Here is a 15,487-nt window from a genome sequence, read left to right as displayed (position 1 = left end):
CCTTTGAGATTGGCTACTGAAGCAGATGCTCACGCGCTTGCAGACTTGGTGAACTTCGCCGGAGAAGGGCTGCCGCTCCATGTCTGGACTGGGCTGGCACAGGATGGCGAAGACCCTTGGGCCGTTGGTAGAGCGCGCCAGGCTGAAAAAGCGCGAGAGGGGCAAGTGGTGGTTTTTGACTTTGGCAACGGGGTGGTTGCCGGCTTGACAGGATACGGGATCGGAGCTGAGCCAGAGGAAATTGGGGATAGCTTCCCTGCATTGTTCCGCCCCTTGCAAGAGCTGGAAAACCAAGCGCTAGAGAGTCGGTACGTCAATGTTTTGGCATGCTACCCGGAGAACCGTGGGCAAGGCCTTGGTTCGAAGCTTCTTGATCTCGCAGATGAAATAGCCCGCGCTGAAGGATATAAACGAATGAGCGTCATTGTTGCCGATGAAAACTTGGGCGCGAGACGGCTCTACGAGCGAAAGGGATATTCGGAATTGGCGAAAGCGCCTTGCGCCAAAGATGGCTGGGACACCGAAACAGAAAACTGGGTGCTTTTGGTCAAGTCGCTTTCTTGACGATTTGGTTATCTTCGCATCGGACGCGTGCTCGCGTTATGGCGGAGCGTACGCTAGCGGCCGAAACGACCGTTTTTGGCAGTCGCGCCAAAAACTGACACTTGCGTAACCGCAGCGAATTGGCGCTCTGTCCGCGTCCCTGACATTGGCCCGCAACCCGGCAATGCGAATGACCATCAGACTTTTTGAACGTCTGCTTTTACAATGCCAGTATGGAGCCCGTGCGGATGCAGAGAATGTCAATTTCCCGCCCACTCTCAAATGTATTGAACGGCTCAAAACTGCGGTTGAACCGGCGATTGCGGTTCTACAAAGATCTGGATTTCAAACTAGTCAACCGCCGATCTGGGCCATTGTGGCTTGAACGGCATAATATCTTTGAGCGTTGGGAGGATGCGTCCCCAGAAAGCGATCACCAGGATCGGGAACTCTTGCGAAGAACAACGCACCTTTGAGTGGATCATATCCCGCTTTGTATGCTATTACCGTGCCTAGCCGATCAGCTTCCAGTTCAAAGTCCTTTGAATAGCTGCGCCCACCAACAAAGGCTCCTAAATCTTGTGCTGCGGCAATGTCATTCGCCCCAGTTCCGGCGATAGTTGCCAGACCAGCAAAAATGATTGCACCAGCCGCTGCGTTTTGAGCTTGGCGCGCCAAATGCCCTTGAATATGGTGAGCAGCTTCATGTGACATAACAAATGCAAGTTCATCGGTGTTGTTCACATTCTGTGCCAGCGCTTGCGTTATTGTGATAATCGGGCGTCCTGACTTGCTTAAACTCTGAGAAGCATTAGGGGGAGCTTTTTTGTTTGGATGAATGCGGATCAGATAATCGCAATTCACGCCCTGAGTACGGCGGCGGCATTCTCGCTCTGCTACGGGCTCAACTCGAGAGGCGACCTGCCGGACTCTTGTTTGTGCCTGCTTTGAATTGACTGGGGTGCTTACGCGACCTGGGGTTGGGATGGGTGCCGAGGGAGGAGGCGCGGTTGACACACATCCCGCCAGCGTCAGGGCAACAAGTAACGATACAACTCGTTTCAAAAAACACACCTTTCGACCTTACTAGAGAACTCTACTAGAGTTCCTGCTAGTGACCAAACTAAAGCCAATGTCTTAATTCTGTAAACCTGAGGTGCCTCCCAATGAGGGAAGACGCGACATGCCTAAGTCGACCTTAATGGCCTTTGGCCGCCCCTTCCGATACCGCTGTACTAATTCCCTAAATCGGGTTTCCGAACTCCGTGAAGCAATACCAATTGATCAATACTCGCGCTGGCGACCCAATTCACAGTTGACGCGCGGTGAAGGGTTAGGCTGATTTTGAAGGGACATCTTCTGACGAGGAATGGGTCAGCGCAATTGCGTTAGCAACTGCACTGACCATATTTACAAACCTGGGACACAGGGTCGTTCTCACCCACAAGAACTACGCGTAGTCGGGCGCATCCAATGTAGCTCCATTTAAGTCTCCCTCGACGGCGGCGAGATAGGACTTGGCGGTGTCAGCAGCCGATAACCCTGTGCTTGGGTCCATCCCCATCATTTCCATCGTCTCTTTGACGAATACCGGACTGACTGCGTTCACTCTCAGGCCACGGCCAAGCTCCAAAGCGGCCGCTTTTGCAAAGGACTCCAGCGCTCCGTTTGCAAGGCTGATCACAACTGATCCGGGCATGGGATCACGCGACAAAATACCAGCAGTAAGCGTAAAGGATCCCCCGTCGCTGATATGCTCTTGCCCGATCCGTACGAGGTTGATCTGACCCATCAATTTGTTCTGAAGCGCCAGATCGTAAGCGGCGTCATCCAATTCGCTGAATGGGGCAAAATCCGCCAGTCCGGCCGTGCTGATAACCGCATCTACTTGCCCGATTGACCTGTACATCTCTTCTATTGATGTTTTAGAGCCGAGGTCGACCGAGACATCGCCATCCTTGTATCCGGCACGGATAACCTTGTGGCGCTCTGCCAAGGCATCAGCGACCGCTTTGCCAATGGTGCCCGTCGCACCAACAACCAAAATTTTCACCTTGTTTCTCCAGTTTGTTTGGGTTCAGTTCTGACTGGTCACGCAGCCAAAAGGCTTGTGCCGGTCGCGTACTCGTAGGATCGACGGATGACGTCTTTGGCAGTTTCAAGCTCGGCCTCATCCCGCGGTGAAAACACCATCACCAGACCAATTGGTCGGAGGTTTTCCAGCACCAGGGTATGATGTTCGCCCCACCCTTTTTCCACGACTTCAAGAGCATCTTCGCGCGGCAACTGGACGTGCATGCTGCCGTTGTCAGGATGTGGGTGAATATGGGCAAATTCGCGCCCAGCCATAAAGGCGTCTTGGTTACAGCCAGCACAATCGTGAATGACCATCGCCCTAGCGCCTGGGACAGACACTAGGCTGGGTTGGTTTTCGACGCCGGGAAGGCCAAATGCCCATTGGCGCAGCTGATCAATGACGCGATCCGGCCCATGCTGCGTGATTTGAGCATGCGGCAGTCCATGAGTGGTCCGTGGCTGCGGACCCATCCGCTGTGGGAGACTCAGTGTCCGTCTCATGATGTTTCTCCAATTCGATGCACAGCGAACTTAGGTTGATAATTTTCGCAAGGTAATTCACGCTGCGTGCAAGGAGGCCTTGCATGAATGCACAAATATTGGATTGGAGTGATATCCCCTTCGTTCTGGCAGTCTGCGAGGCTGGAAGCTTGTCCGGCGCAGCGCGGCAACTTGGGGTTAACCATTCCACCGTTTTCCGCCGAATTGAGGGAGTCGAAAAGAGGTTGGGCGTACGCCTGTTTGAACGGTTGAGTCATGGCTATGTGATGACTGCAGCAGGCGAGCACTTCTATCGCAATGGCCTACAGCTTCGTGATGGCATGAACGGTATTCAACGTGAGCTTGGTGGGCGGGATTTGCGTCTGGAAGGCGTATTGACGGTCACCACAACGGATTCACTCCTCTATACTCTGGCATCTGTGTTTTCGGCGTTTCAAATCCGGTTCCCGGACGTAGAATTACGGCTTTTGTCTGGTACACAGCCACTTGATCTGATGCGGCGGGACGCAGACATCGCCTTGCGTCCCACACTGAATCCACCGGAACATTGGATTGGCCGAAATTTGGCGCAGCTGAGTTTCGCAACCTACGCGCACAGAGATTACCTAGGCACTATTCAAAGCAAGCCTGAGACGGAACAACGCTGGATCAGAATGAACGATAGTGCCAATCCATCGACGATGAGTCTGATGACCACAGAGCTTAAACCCGCAGTAGCCCCGGTAACCTACTCCAATTCGCTGATGGGGGTATTCGATCTGGTGCGGGCTAAACTCGGAATAGCCGTTTTGCCCGCCTATCTTGGTGAGAATTGCACAGAGCTGGTCCGCATTCATGAGCCTGAAGAAAAATTCGCCTCCAGCCTGTGGGTGCTGGCACATCCCGATATCCGTCGGAGCGCGCGCGTTCACGCGTTCTTCGAATTTGCAACATCGAAGTTTCGGGACGGCGTAAAGGGCTTCTATTGAACTATAGTTCTCAGGCAAGACTGCGAGCTGCAGTATCACTGCATTCTGACAATGCGTACTCCATGCGCGGTGAGGTCGCTCCCGTGAGCGGACATCCGTCGATGGCACAGCAGCGCGCTTCAGTTAGCTTTCCTGGTCTAAGTAGGCTGTGAATGATCGAGCATAGTCTGGATGCCAGCGGCTTAGTGGCGGTCGGTTTTCGATGATGTCGCCGACCGCCCATGCGATGCGCTTTTCGTCCAGAGCGCGGTCCACGTCATTGTCTGGGCACAGGATGTAGAAATCGCCCCGGTTCACGCTTTCTACAAAGAAATCGACCGTTTGTTCCGCTGTCCATGCGGCTGGTGGTTTTTCGGCGGCACCGATCATCGCGGTGTGAACAAATCCTGGAACCAAAAGATGTGCCGTGATCTGGCAACCTTCCGTGTTGCGCAGTTCATGTGCGAGTGCCTCAGTGAAGACTTTCAAACCCGCCTTGGACACGTTGTAGGCCGGGTTTCCGGGTGGCGTTGTAATGCCCTGCTTGGACCCGGTATTGATAATCGCGCCGTGGCGACCGCGTTCGATCATGCCCGGAGCGAACACCTGCGTTCCATGGACGGGTCCCCAAAGATTAACACCCAGTATCTTCTCCCATACATCGAGCGCAGTCAGACACGAATTACGCCCCCCAACCCCAGCATTGTTCATTAGGATATCCGCGCCTCCAAAACGAGCAGTCACTTCTTTTTCAAGCGCTACGACTTGCGCACGATCTGAGATATCGGTGGAGGCAATCATCACGTCGGCTGCGCCGGAGGCGCGCAGGACTTCTTCCGCTTCTGCCAGCTTGTCTGTGTCGCGATCTACAGCAACAACTTTCATACCCATGCCAGCAAACTTGGCTGCGGCCGCAAGGCCAATGCCCGAGGCGCCACCGGTCACGACGGCGACAGATCCAGATTGAAACGCAGGGTGTGTCATGTTGATCATCCTTTTTTTCAGGAAACCAGAATTAAAGGCTTAGGTCTGCGGCTGGCCTTTTCCCTATCGACCAGCCAATTGCTTCAGGTGGCTTTCTTGGCGGCCACGTTCAGTTTCAGCATGTATGCCATTCCAATGTTTGTGAAGAGCGCTTCGGAGTGAGCTGCTGCAAGACCGTTCCTTGATTTTACAAGATCCACCTTTTTTCTGTCAGAAAATTTCGAACCGGGATGAGCTAGGCCAGTGATGTTGTCCTTTACCCCACTCGTGCAGGAGGTATTCGACATTCCGTGACAAGGTTGGGAAACGGATGCAATGCACCACCGCAAGGCGAATGGCCTCGGAACTGATATTGAAGTACTTGAAAGGCGATCTCTTACTCATGGATTAGGCTGCGAAAGCCACCTGCCCGCATCAAGACTTTTTTCTGACAAGGCCATCGAAAGGATCTCAGCGTGCTGAAACCACTACAGCAGGGCCGCCTGTGATCGATCTATGGCGGCGGCCTGCATAGCCCGCTTTGGGAAAAGCCACCCATTGCTTTGGTAGACGAGTGGTTGGAAAAATATTTCCTAAAACTGCCTACCGGCAAAACCGGTTCAGAACATTGCGAGTGATGGTTTCGACCTGTGTGTCGCGCCGCGCCAACCCGGCAACCCATTCGCACGTTCCAGCGCAAAACACTTCACCGTCCCCGCTTTTCCAAGAGACAATCGCCCCATTTCCGCGGCTTGATTTATCCAGGGCCTCTTCTTTCCTTTCACCGAAGAGTATCAACGCTTTGAATTCGGCATCCGCGCTGCCGATGTAAAGCGTTTCTCCCCAATGGGAAAAATCCGCCTCGACATTGGTGGCCATCCCGAGCGCAATAATCTCCACCGATTTGTCTGTGCCGTCCTTGCCTGTCGGAAATGGCAGCCCGTCATCGAAACAGAAATCCACTCCGTCTACTTCGTACCCAAAGACTTTCGACTCAGCGCCCAATTGGTCGCCGTAGCCCAGCCGCACACCTTTCATGGCCCAATGATCCGGGCGGTAGACCGTGAACCCTCCACTACCTTGGCCAACGCAATTGCCCAGCCCGGCGTAAATACCTTTGAGACCGTTTACGCCAAATGTCTGCGCACCGGGTCGGTTGACCGGCGGAGCATCCCAAGCGCCGGTGACCAGGTGCTTCTCATCACTGCCCATGAAAGGGTCGGCATCCTTGGCAGTGTATTTGTAACAGATCTGCGTTTGCGCCTGATCCTCCAGCCGGGTCTGCCACAAGAAATTACCGGCAAAGCGCGCGACCCGGCCACCACCTTCTGTAAATCGCTCAACCCTGTCACGCATTGTTGCGGTCCAGTATTCGTCATGGCCCACAAATACCGCACATCGGTGGCCTGTCAGCAGATCCGGTTCCAGCTCCAGATCATGCTGCGTTACAATTTCGAACTCATAACCTTCGGCTTCCGCCCAGCGGGCAAAGTGGCGTTCATAGCTGGCCCAACCAGCCGAAGCGTATTTCTTTGAATATCCATAGGCATAGGCCCATTCCATATAGGCATAGCGGACCATGCCCTCCGGGTCGGTCGGCTTTTCGGTCAAAGCGCGGGGGGCTCCTGCAGGCAGTTTGCAAAACCCACGCGTCCATGGCCTTTGGTTTGACAGAATCGGTGAGAACGCGTTTCGCTCGGGCCCTGTGATCCCTTCATAGGCACTGGAACCGCCCCAGCAATTATAGGCAAGCCAGGTGCCGGTCGCACAAACCAGAACCATCGCAGCCGGTTCTGCCTGAGCAGCACGCCGAACAAAGATCAGGTGATGCTCTTCGACTGCGTCTCCCTGACGTTCGGCACGCAGAGTGATCAGATAGGCCCCCGCCGTCCAGTCATCAGGAATGGTAAAGGAATGCGAAACCTCCCAATCACAACCATACACCGAGCAGTGCTCCGGGGTGTCCTGATGCAGACCAGGCAAATCCGCGACATGCATGACGGGCGCATAGTTGACGCCATCTCGTCCGACCTCAAGCGACCAGTTAGGAGCTGTGGTAGAAACGCGCAAATCGACAGTGTCTCCGGGACGGTATGTATAGCGGTCGGTGTAGCCCCAGATTTCCAACACCCGGTCATCTCTGGCAGGACCGATGTAGTAGTGATCCAATATGTGTCGTGCGCGGGCACGGGTGCGTGGGGTAATCGCAGGACCCGCGCCTTCGTGTTCCGGATCATTCACGGTTTTCATGCTTCTACCCCGCTAAATTGATGCAGCTTTCATCGGTCACTAGAAGCCGATCAGAGTCAGTACCATTCTGGATAGCCTTTGCTCTCACCGGTGATCAGGCAATCTCGAAAAGACCAATATTAGTCCCGGTGCAATGCCCCGGGACCCGTGTTGCAACTAGTGCTGGTATCGACCTTATGCCAACCAGCATTTATGCGGTGCAAGGCCGTTCATGACTTCCCACTGGCCGTCAGCTTCCCAGCCCTGCACGTCATCACGCACACCCTCCAGGAATTCGTTGAACATCGGACAGATCAGACCGCCATCGTCATGCACCATCCGCGCCATTTCACCGTAGGTGTCCTTGCGGCGGCCAGCGTCCAGTTCTTTGCGAGCATCGTACAACAGTGTGTCGAATTGCTCGTTCTTGAAACGGGTGTCGTTCCAGTCTGCAGTCGATAGGTAAGCAGTCGAATACATCTGGTCCTGGGTTGGACGCCCGCCCCAATAGGACGCGCTGAACGGTTTTTTGTTCCATACCTCGGACCAATAACCATCCGCAGGTTCGCGCTTGATTTGTAGCGGAATTCCGACGGCGTTGGCGGACTGCTGGAATAACTGCGCGGCATCCAGCGCCCCTGGGAACGCGACATCGGAAACATGAAGCTCAATCGGGGAGCCGTCATGCCCCGACGCCTTGTAGTGCTCTGCCGCCTTCGCCGGATCAAATGCGCGTTGTGGCAGGCTGTCATCAAAGAATGGATAGGCCGCATTGATTGGCGTGTCGTTTCCAACCGCGCCGTAGCCCCGCAGAACCTTGTCCACCATCTCTTCGCGATTGATCGCGTATTTCAGTGCCAGTCTCAGGTCCTTGTTATCGAAAGGTGCGGTATCGCTGTGCATGATAAAGACATAGTGACCGCGCCCTGCGACGCGCTTCACCTCAAGCCCCGGCGCGCGCGCCAGAAACTGGGCAATTTTGGGCTCAACCTTGTTGATGATGTGAACTTGCCCCGACTGCAGCGCCGCGGATCGTGCTGTGCTGTCATTGATGACAAGCATTTCGACCTGATCCACATGACCGCGTGTGTCGTCCCAGTAATTGCCGAACTTCTCGAACACGTGGCGCACCCCGGGTTCGTCCTCCACAATCTTGTACGGGCCAGTCCCGATCCCGGCCGCCGGGTCATCAAGACCACCGTTCGGCTGAATCAGCAACTGATAGGTCGACATCAGGTAGGGAAGATCGGCGTTACCACGCTCCACCTTCACGATCAGATTGTCTCCATCAACAAACATCTCCGAAATCGCCTTCATGACACCAAACGCGCCAGACTTGGTGTTGTCATCCGAGTGGCGTTTCAAAGTGGCTAGCACGTCATCAGGCGTCACAGTCTTGCCGTTGTGAAACTCGACGCCCTTGCGGATCTTGAAGGCCCACGTTTTTGCATCCGCGCTGCCTTCAACGGATTCCGCAAGACGCATATTGAAGCTGCCGTCACCGTTGACGTCCAAAAGCGTTTCGCCGAAGGCCCGGGTGACGTGGTAGGGCACTTGGCTTAGGGCGGCGGCCGGGTCGAGCGTGTTCGTGCTTTCCCCTCCGGCAAGGCCCAGTTTCAGAGTGCCCCCTTTACTGGGAACCGCCGCGCGCAATTCCTGGGTCAGCAACCCGTTTGCAACCACCGCGCTGACACCAAGCATGGCTGCGCGAGACAGAAACTCGCGACGTGACATTTTACCCTTGGCGCAAGTTGCCGCGAGATGTTTGACAGAATCCATAATGCCCTCCCTGTCGATCGGTTCTTTGTGTCGGCGGTTTCCCCTTACTCAGGGAGATACTTGTCCGACCATTGTGTTGCGGCAGCCCCTGTTTCGATCATTCGATCAATAGCGACCTCGTCCAGTCCAACGCGTGCTAGAATTTCACGTGTGTGCGCGCCGTATTTGGGCATATGCGATGGAATTTCGATGCGGCCTCGCTCTGGACGGACAGCATTCGGTGCCACAAGGTCGCACCAGCGGCCCATCGGGTGCTGGTCGTGCCGGATCACTCGGAACGTTGCCTGTGACAGATCAACTGCACCGCGACTTTCAAACTGCAGAGCAGCGTCGCGGGTTTTATGTAACGATCCCAATGGAACAACTGCGCTGGAAGACGAGGCAAACGCCTTACTCCAGAAAGCGATAGGATGTTCGCGGAATTGCTTGGCAAGCGCAGCGTGCAATTCGCTTTCCGGCAGGCCCGCAAGATCGGCAAGTTCCGGAATTGCCGCCAGAGATTTTTCTCGCTCGGTCGGGGCGGCGAAGAACATCCAGCCATCGGCCGCTTCGTAGCAATGATAAAACGGTCCCCAGCCAAGCGCCTGACGCCCCGACGGTTCATCAAACGGCGCGCGCCCGTCGAAGTCATACATGAACTGGGCCTGAATCAAATTACCCGCAGCCGCCAGAGAGGCGCGGGCGATACCGCCCTCGCCCGTCCGCTCCAATTGCATAAGAGCGCCACCAAGCGCCACGCAGGCACAGTATCCGGTCAAAACGTCAATCGTGCCAAAATGAGCGTGTTCCTCTGGCGTTTCCATACCACCGCCAAACCGGACCATGACACCGGTTGCCGCCTGCGCTAGGTCGTCATAGCCAAGATGGTTCGACTTCGGCCCAGACTTCGGCCCGCCAAAGGCGTCAAGCTGCACCAGAATCAGCTTCGGGTTGATGCTTTTCAACCGCTCCGGGGATAGCCCCAGCGCATCGCGCTGTGCATCCGTTCCGTTCATTGTGATGACATCGGATTCGGCGATCAAACGCGCCAGCGCGTCCTCCCCCTCATCGCTGCGCAGATTCAGTAGAACACTTTGTTTGCCACGATGAGCATGCATACCAAAGACCACGGCATTCCAAGGGTCAACTGAGGGGTCAACAGGCTGAACCAAAGTGACGTCGGCCCCGTACCGCGCAAGCGTCGAGCCTATGGTTGGACCAGCAATCACATTGGTCAGGTCCAGAACCTTTAAACCGTCCAACCAGCCATGCCCGGCTCCATCACTTACTGCTGCAACCCGGGGCGCCTCGGTCAAAAGCGCCGCAAGATCGGCTGGGCGGGCAGCTTGTTTGCTCGACGCACCCGCATCGTTTGCCAGCCAGGCAACATTACCCATTTGGTGCATTCTGCCGTGGACCGGGTCCTCGACCTGCAGCACCAGTCCAGATGCCAATGCATGAGGGTCGTTTAGCCATTCCTGCGATGTCCGTTGCGCGGTGGCGGGGGCTTTTGAGGCCCCGAACAACTCCTCCCACTCATGCGCTGGACGAGTTAGAAAGGCCTCTTTCATCGCAGTGGACACCCGCTCGCGGTCGGAAACACCGACCGGGTAGTTTCGCGTCGACCATTCTGCGGGCCAATCTTTCTGATCCAGATAAGCATCGAAATCAGGCAGTCCTTCGGCCAATTCACTCAACCCCAACGTCTGAAAGGCACGTTCGGGATGGCCTTTGATGCTGCAGGCCACAACATAAAACCCACGACCATCTGCGCAGGGATACGTGCGGTAGAACGGGTCCAGAAATTCGGACAGTTCCGAAAACTCCAGGTTCATCGGCAGGCCTTCCGCCGCACGTCGCTCCAACTCAACCTCGCGCGGGGATTTGTAGCGATCCGGGTAGTCCTCAATCTGCTCGCAATTGTAGACCAGCCCTTCCAGCAGGGCCGAGGCCAGCGGCACCTCGATATGATCCCCGCCATTTTTGCCGCGCGCGCGTAGCGCAAACAGCACTGACATCGCACCGAACGTCGCCCCATATGCCGACGCCAGCCCCAGCGGCGTGAATGACGGGTTGATCCCCATCAAACGCCGATTCAGCCCCATGTCGGTGAACTGACCGGTTCGCGCTGCGATCACGGCCTCCCACGCTGCGATGTCCGCGAGTTCTGCATCGGTAGACGCGAACCCGGGCATGGAAAGCGATACAATGGCAGGGTTTGCCTGGCTCAGCGCCTTCGGACCCAAACCCAACCGCTCCATCACACCTGGCCGAAAATTGTCGATGACCACGTCGGCGCGCCTGACCAATTGCAACGCCGTCTCTACACCGTCCGTAGATTTCAGATCCAGTTCCAGCACAGATTTCCCGCGCGACAACATATCAGACGCAGGCGACTTGAGGCGAGGACCACCCGGAGGATCAATGCGGATCACCTCAGCCCCCATGTCGGCAAGCATCATCCCCACCAGCGGGCCTGCAAGGTACTGGCCGAAATCAAGAACGCGAATACTCGAAAGGGGGCGATCGTTCATAGTGGTCTGACTCTTTCGTTTAAGTGGCAGGTTCGTCTTCAATTTTCAGGAAAGGTAATCTTGAATTTTCCGCCCACGTTGTCCTAAACTGCCAAAAACCACCCCATATCGGACGAAATGACCCCTCTCAAAGCCAATATCCTGCTTTTTGAGAAATTTTCGAACATGCTTCTGGCGTGCCTGCTGGAGCCCTTGAGGGTGGTCCGGGACCAGACTGGTGCCGATATTTCCTGGTCTATTGTGACGCCCAATGATGACGCGGTCCGTAGTTCAAGCGGACTGCGTCTTTCGCCCGACATCACGCGTGCCGATGCCGGCAGTTGCGATCTGCTGATGGTCGTCGGCGGCGATGATTTCCGGCAAAATTCATCCGACCCTGCCAGTCGTAGATGCGCCGCTTTGATCAAGCGGGCCAAAACGGTCATTGGCGCAGACACCGGAGCCTGGTTCCTGGCCTCCTGGGGTTTGCTTGAAGGTCGCAGAGCCACTTTACACTGGCAGACATTGGCTGAGTTCGCAGAGGCCTTTCCGGGCGTCGAAACCCTACCCGACCGGTTTGTGCGCGATGGTTCAATCTGGACCTGCGGCGGTGCTTCGACCGCGATGGATCTGATGATCGCTTTCATTTCAGAGCGCTATGGCGATGCGTTGGCACATGATGCCGCCAGCATGTTCTTACATGACGGCTCGCGTTTTGAAGGGCTGGGCAGCGGCTCCATGCAGCCTAAAGGCTCGCAAAACCTAAGGCGCTGCATTTCCATCATGGCAGAAAACGTCGAAACGCCGTTACAAATTGAAGACATCTCAAAGCGGGCCAATCTCTCGGTCCGGTCCTTGTCGCGCATCTTCGTCAAGGAATTGGGGATGCCACCTCAGCGCTATTACCAGTTGATGCGGTTATCGCGTGCCCGTGATCTCGTAGCCCACACCGATCTCGTCCTGAACGAAGTCGCGATGCGATGCGGCTATTCTTCCGCGCAATCGCTGTCAAAGGCGTTTTCGCGGCAGTTTGGGGTCAGCATCGGATCTACGCGCAAGCACAAGCAAATGTGGTGATGTCGAGTTGGAAGGTTACAGCTCGCGCGCTTAACAAGAATTTGGCGTTTCTTTTTAAGGCTCTGGGCCGATTTCTTAGCTTAACGGATTGGTGTTCCAAATGCGAACCCGCAAAGTGTCGGCTCCTATATTTCTTGGCAGGAACGCCGTACGGGGAATGTCTTGTTACCGCCCAACATCTCAGATGTAGAAAACGGCCCCTATGCGCCCATCAAGCTGCCGCCAATTGCGACACCGTCCGTAGGGCCGAACCGTCTGGACCGATCTGGCGCTTACTGCGGCGTGTGCCAGCATTATGTTAAAAGGTCTACCCGCCTCCACCTAAGTACTTCAAACAAGATCGAACCGACAAAAATGGTTCAATAGCTTTGAATAAGGCAATTAGGCCCCCGGCATTTGTCGGGAACCTTGGGCGTTGTAGCCGATGGTTTTATGAGAATTAGGCGTGCCCACCGCCGATCAATCCGATATCCGCTTAATTTCATAAGGCATTGCGAGTCCTTGAAAAAACCTCAATATGTGCCGTAAGGACAGGCCTCAGCTCGCTCATAGAGCGACTGACAAATGCTTTTGATTAAGATCAAGGGCGAACACGCGCCACTTCATCATACTCAGAACGCTCTTCAGACCGATTTATGGGAGGATCGGAATGACCGTATTTATCGCCTTCGCTACTGTCGAAGGCCAGACGGCTAAGATTGCGCGTTTTATCAGCAATATCGCGAGGGAGGCTGGATACAATGCGCGCTTGATAAATACCGATGAATTATCCGGCCCAGTATCGTTGGACGGCGCGAAACTGGTAATTTTCTTGGCTCCTGTTCACGAGCGTCGTCACCCTGGGACATTCGAAGCTTTCATCACGTCGCACAAAGACGAGCTGGCAATACGAAAATCTCTCGTGCTCTCTGTCAGTCTCAAAGCCGCATTTGCCTCTGGTCGTGAGGAAGCCCACGATTACCTCAACGAAATGCTGTTACGAACAAATTTCAAACCCGACGCGACCGCGTTGGTCGCAGGCGCAGTACGACCCGAAAACTACGGGTACTTTGAGAAGGAGATCGTTCAGCACGTCGTCTTGTTGGGCCGGAATATCGATCCAAGAGATGGAGCGCGGGAATTTACGGACTGGGATGAACTTGCGTCAGTTGTGATGACATTCCTAGACGAGAACGACCGAGCAGACTTGACCTCTCTCAAATAAGTTCGTGAAGCAGCGGGATCGCGCCTCTGCCTATTTTAATCGCGAAACCTAGTGAGAATGCGTGCCCGCTCGCGTCAGTCAGTGCCCAAATAGGACTGGAATGTCGGTGTTTCCCAACATTCCTAGAGTAGTTCCGCCAAAAACTGACTCTCGCAAATATGAATGCCCATAAGCGCCCATAACAACGAGGTCAGCACCAACTTCTTTTGCACGCTCCTGAATGCAGTGTTCAATCGAATGCCCGTCACTTGGGAACTGTGATACGGCCACATTGCACCGGTGATGGCTGAGCCATGCCGCTATGTCAGCACCGAGTTCTTGGGCTTCTGGATCATCAGATGACGGCGGATCAAAACATCCAATCACAACTTCTTTGGCTGCCAGAAAATAGGGCAATGCAAAATGCGCGGCTCTGGATGCGGCCAAACTATCATTCCATGCTAGGAAAACACGGTCGCGACGGGCAAACGGATCTCCATTAATCATCAAGGCGACAGGTGAATGGAACAATATTCCATAAGCAACTTTGTGAAACACGTCGGGGTCGTTTCGAAATTCAGCGTCTAGAAAAGCAATATCGGAGCTATACGCTTGTCGTGCCGCCAGATGCTGTAGTTCTGTTACTGAGCCCATAGAGGCTATCACGTTTGCCGATACGCCTTGGCGTGCAAGCAGCGTTTCAACCTCATTGGTGCGAGACTTTAGTTCGGCTTTTTTGTTTTTCAAAAGATCCAGCCAATTGGAAGGTAGCCCTGCCTCAACAAACCTTTTGGATCCGTACTTTAAGTATGGCAGATTAGGCAACGCAGCAATGAGATGGCATGTCAAATGCCCGTTCTGGATCCGGGCAGCTTCAGCGCATTCAAATATCGGCTCGTCGCTGGTATCAGCGCCAATAAAATAGACCGAAGTTCTGCGTTGCATACCTGATCTCCATCCAAAACGTCACAGCGCGCAGGAAGCTGAGCAATAGGTGTGATGCAACCAACGCAGAGAAAATGCTGCCGGTCTCTCTTCCTACTTCGGCAACATAAAGAATTCTTCGAGTACGACCTTGCCTTCTGCTACCGAATACACGGCGATCTCGCACAGGGTCATGCGCTCACCTGTACCCTTCTGAACTACCTCAGCCCTATATCGCACTCCGAAGCGGTTGGGCGGATGGACGTAGGGGCCATCTACTTCGAGTTCTTGAATTTCATGCGTTGCCAGCCAATCCTCTCTTTTTCCTTTGATGGCGTCCCGACCTTTTGTAATGCGGAATTGGCGAACCGGAGGCACGACTGCCTCTATCGACTGCGCATTTTCAGCATACAATTCTTCAACACTCGCAAGCCCCCTGCGATCACGCATGGCTTGGACGAATTCTTTTCCTATCTTGACTAGGTCTTCCATGTGTTCTCCCTTACTTTGTCATCAACTGTACCACTTCCTACTCTTTCCAATCTTGACAAGGATCAATGAGCGCATCGACCTGTTTCGATGATGCTGTTGGTCAAATTAGAACCAGTCTCCGGTAGGCAGAAATATAATTTCGGGGCTGGTTTTGATGTGTTTGAAGGGCGATCGCTTATTCATGGGTGGCGGTCGCGAAGGCCCCCTGCCTGCCCCAACATGTTCTTCTGACATGATCTGTTTACCGGCGCGCGCCGCTATAGCCCCGCGCGCCAGTTGTC

The 15,487-nt window shown here is 54.7% G+C and carries 13 protein-coding genes and 1 pseudogene; 4 read left to right on the top strand and 10 right to left on the bottom strand.

Annotated features, from left to right (window positions below; all coding sequences use genetic code 11):
* Window positions 1-48: 48 nt before the first annotated feature.
* Entirely contained in the window at window positions 49-564 is a 516-nt protein-coding gene (locus ABLN94_RS19885; RefSeq protein ID WP_352995855.1) for a GNAT family N-acetyltransferase, read from the top strand.
* Window positions 565-897: 333 nt separating this feature from the next.
* Here the strand turns inward: ABLN94_RS19885 and ABLN94_RS19880 are convergent, their stop codons facing one another.
* The 3 genes from ABLN94_RS19880 to ABLN94_RS19870 all read right to left on the bottom strand — a co-directional run bounded on the left by ABLN94_RS19880 (window position 898) and on the right by ABLN94_RS19870 (window position 3,120).
* Entirely contained in the window at window positions 898-1,407 is a 510-nt protein-coding gene (locus ABLN94_RS19880) for a M48 family metalloprotease (protein ID WP_352995755.1), read from the bottom strand.
* A gap of 586 nt (window positions 1,408-1,993) precedes the next feature.
* Entirely contained in the window at window positions 1,994-2,596 is a 603-nt protein-coding gene (locus tag ABLN94_RS19875; protein ID WP_352995753.1) for a short chain dehydrogenase, read from the bottom strand.
* Between the two features lie 38 nt (window positions 2,597-2,634).
* Complete coding sequence (locus ABLN94_RS19870) at window positions 2,635-3,120, bottom strand: luciferase family protein (RefSeq protein WP_352995751.1); 486 nt, start codon at window positions 3,118-3,120, stop codon at window positions 2,635-2,637.
* Between the two features lie 83 nt (window positions 3,121-3,203).
* Between ABLN94_RS19870 and ABLN94_RS19865 the strand changes: the two genes are divergently transcribed.
* Window positions 3,204-4,088 carry a LysR family transcriptional regulator gene (locus ABLN94_RS19865; RefSeq protein WP_352995749.1) on the top strand — a complete coding sequence of 295 codons (885 nt, stop codon included), beginning with the start codon at window positions 3,204-3,206 and terminating at the stop codon, window positions 4,086-4,088.
* 123 nt (window positions 4,089-4,211) lie between these two features.
* Here ABLN94_RS19865 and ABLN94_RS19860 read toward each other — a convergent pair whose 3' ends face one another.
* The 5 genes and pseudogenes from ABLN94_RS19860 to ABLN94_RS19840 form a co-directional block, all read right to left on the bottom strand.
* The gene (locus ABLN94_RS19860) at window positions 4,212-5,051 is read right to left on the bottom strand and encodes an SDR family NAD(P)-dependent oxidoreductase (protein ID WP_352995747.1); all 840 of its coding nucleotides are present in this window, start codon (window positions 5,049-5,051) and stop codon (window positions 4,212-4,214) included.
* 258 nt (window positions 5,052-5,309) lie between these two features.
* Window positions 5,310-5,435: pseudogene (locus ABLN94_RS24760) on the bottom strand (IS6 family transposase); the annotation flags it as partial.
* Window positions 5,436-5,633: 198 nt separating this feature from the next.
* Complete coding sequence (locus tag ABLN94_RS19850) at window positions 5,634-7,280, bottom strand: N,N-dimethylformamidase beta subunit family domain-containing protein (protein WP_352995745.1); 1,647 nt, start codon at window positions 7,278-7,280, stop codon at window positions 5,634-5,636.
* Window positions 7,281-7,454: 174 nt separating this feature from the next.
* Window positions 7,455-9,041 (bottom strand): ABC transporter substrate-binding protein, encoded by a 1,587-nt coding sequence (locus tag ABLN94_RS19845; RefSeq protein ID WP_417750536.1) that lies wholly within the window; start codon window positions 9,039-9,041, stop codon window positions 7,455-7,457.
* Between the two features lie 41 nt (window positions 9,042-9,082).
* Complete coding sequence (locus ABLN94_RS19840; protein WP_352995741.1) at window positions 9,083-11,551, bottom strand: CoA transferase; 2,469 nt, start codon at window positions 11,549-11,551, stop codon at window positions 9,083-9,085.
* A 117-nt stretch (window positions 11,552-11,668) separates the two neighbouring features.
* Here ABLN94_RS19840 and ABLN94_RS19835 point away from each other — a divergent pair, with 117 nt between their 5' ends.
* The gene (locus ABLN94_RS19835; RefSeq protein WP_352995739.1) at window positions 11,669-12,607 is read left to right on the top strand and encodes a GlxA family transcriptional regulator; all 939 of its coding nucleotides are present in this window, start codon (window positions 11,669-11,671) and stop codon (window positions 12,605-12,607) included.
* 649 nt (window positions 12,608-13,256) lie between these two features.
* On the top strand, window positions 13,257-13,811 hold the full coding sequence (locus ABLN94_RS19830; RefSeq protein ID WP_352995737.1) for a flavodoxin domain-containing protein: 555 nt from the start codon (window positions 13,257-13,259) through the stop codon (window positions 13,809-13,811).
* 78 nt (window positions 13,812-13,889) lie between these two features.
* On the opposite strand, the gene ABLN94_RS19825 is transcribed toward ABLN94_RS19830, so the two are convergent.
* Both ABLN94_RS19825 and ABLN94_RS19820 read right to left on the bottom strand, forming a co-directional pair.
* The gene (locus tag ABLN94_RS19825) at window positions 13,890-14,735 is read right to left on the bottom strand and encodes a universal stress protein (protein ID WP_352995735.1); all 846 of its coding nucleotides are present in this window, start codon (window positions 14,733-14,735) and stop codon (window positions 13,890-13,892) included.
* Window positions 14,736-14,828: 93 nt separating this feature from the next.
* A complete protein-coding gene (locus ABLN94_RS19820; protein ID WP_352995733.1) occupies window positions 14,829-15,206 on the bottom strand; it encodes a SnoaL-like domain-containing protein in 378 nt (125 codons plus the stop codon).
* Between the last annotated feature and the right edge of the window lie 281 nt (window positions 15,207-15,487).

The sequence above is a fragment of the Ruegeria sp. SCP11 genome (assembly GCF_040329455.1).
Lineage (GTDB): Bacteria > Pseudomonadota > Alphaproteobacteria > Rhodobacterales > Rhodobacteraceae > Ruegeria > Ruegeria atlantica_E.
Note: the sequence above shows the minus strand (reverse complement) of the source record. Positions and strands in the feature narration are given on the sequence as shown.

Bases quoted from the DNA above. Each gene is read 5' to 3' on its own strand.
- ABLN94_RS19850 (WP_352995745.1), bottom strand. From the start codon at position 7,280: ATGAAAACCGTGAATGATCCGGAACACGAAGGCGCGGGTCCTGCGATT.
- ABLN94_RS19865 (WP_352995749.1), top strand. From the start codon at position 3,204: ATGAATGCACAAATATTGGATTGGAGTGATATCCCCTTCGTTCTGGCA.
- ABLN94_RS19825 (WP_352995735.1), bottom strand. From the start codon at position 14,735: ATGCAACGCAGAACTTCGGTCTATTTTATTGGCGCTGATACCAGCGAC.
- ABLN94_RS19820 (WP_352995733.1), bottom strand. From the start codon at position 15,206: ATGGAAGACCTAGTCAAGATAGGAAAAGAATTCGTCCAAGCCATGCGT.
- ABLN94_RS19830 (WP_352995737.1), top strand. From the start codon at position 13,257: ATGACCGTATTTATCGCCTTCGCTACTGTCGAAGGCCAGACGGCTAAG.
- ABLN94_RS19835 (WP_352995739.1), top strand. From the start codon at position 11,669: ATGACCCCTCTCAAAGCCAATATCCTGCTTTTTGAGAAATTTTCGAAC.
- ABLN94_RS19860 (WP_352995747.1), bottom strand. From the start codon at position 5,051: ATGACACACCCTGCGTTTCAATCTGGATCTGTCGCCGTCGTGACCGGT.
- ABLN94_RS19870 (WP_352995751.1), bottom strand. From the start codon at position 3,120: ATGAGACGGACACTGAGTCTCCCACAGCGGATGGGTCCGCAGCCACGG.
- ABLN94_RS19840 (WP_352995741.1), bottom strand. From the start codon at position 11,551: ATGAACGATCGCCCCCTTTCGAGTATTCGCGTTCTTGATTTCGGCCAG.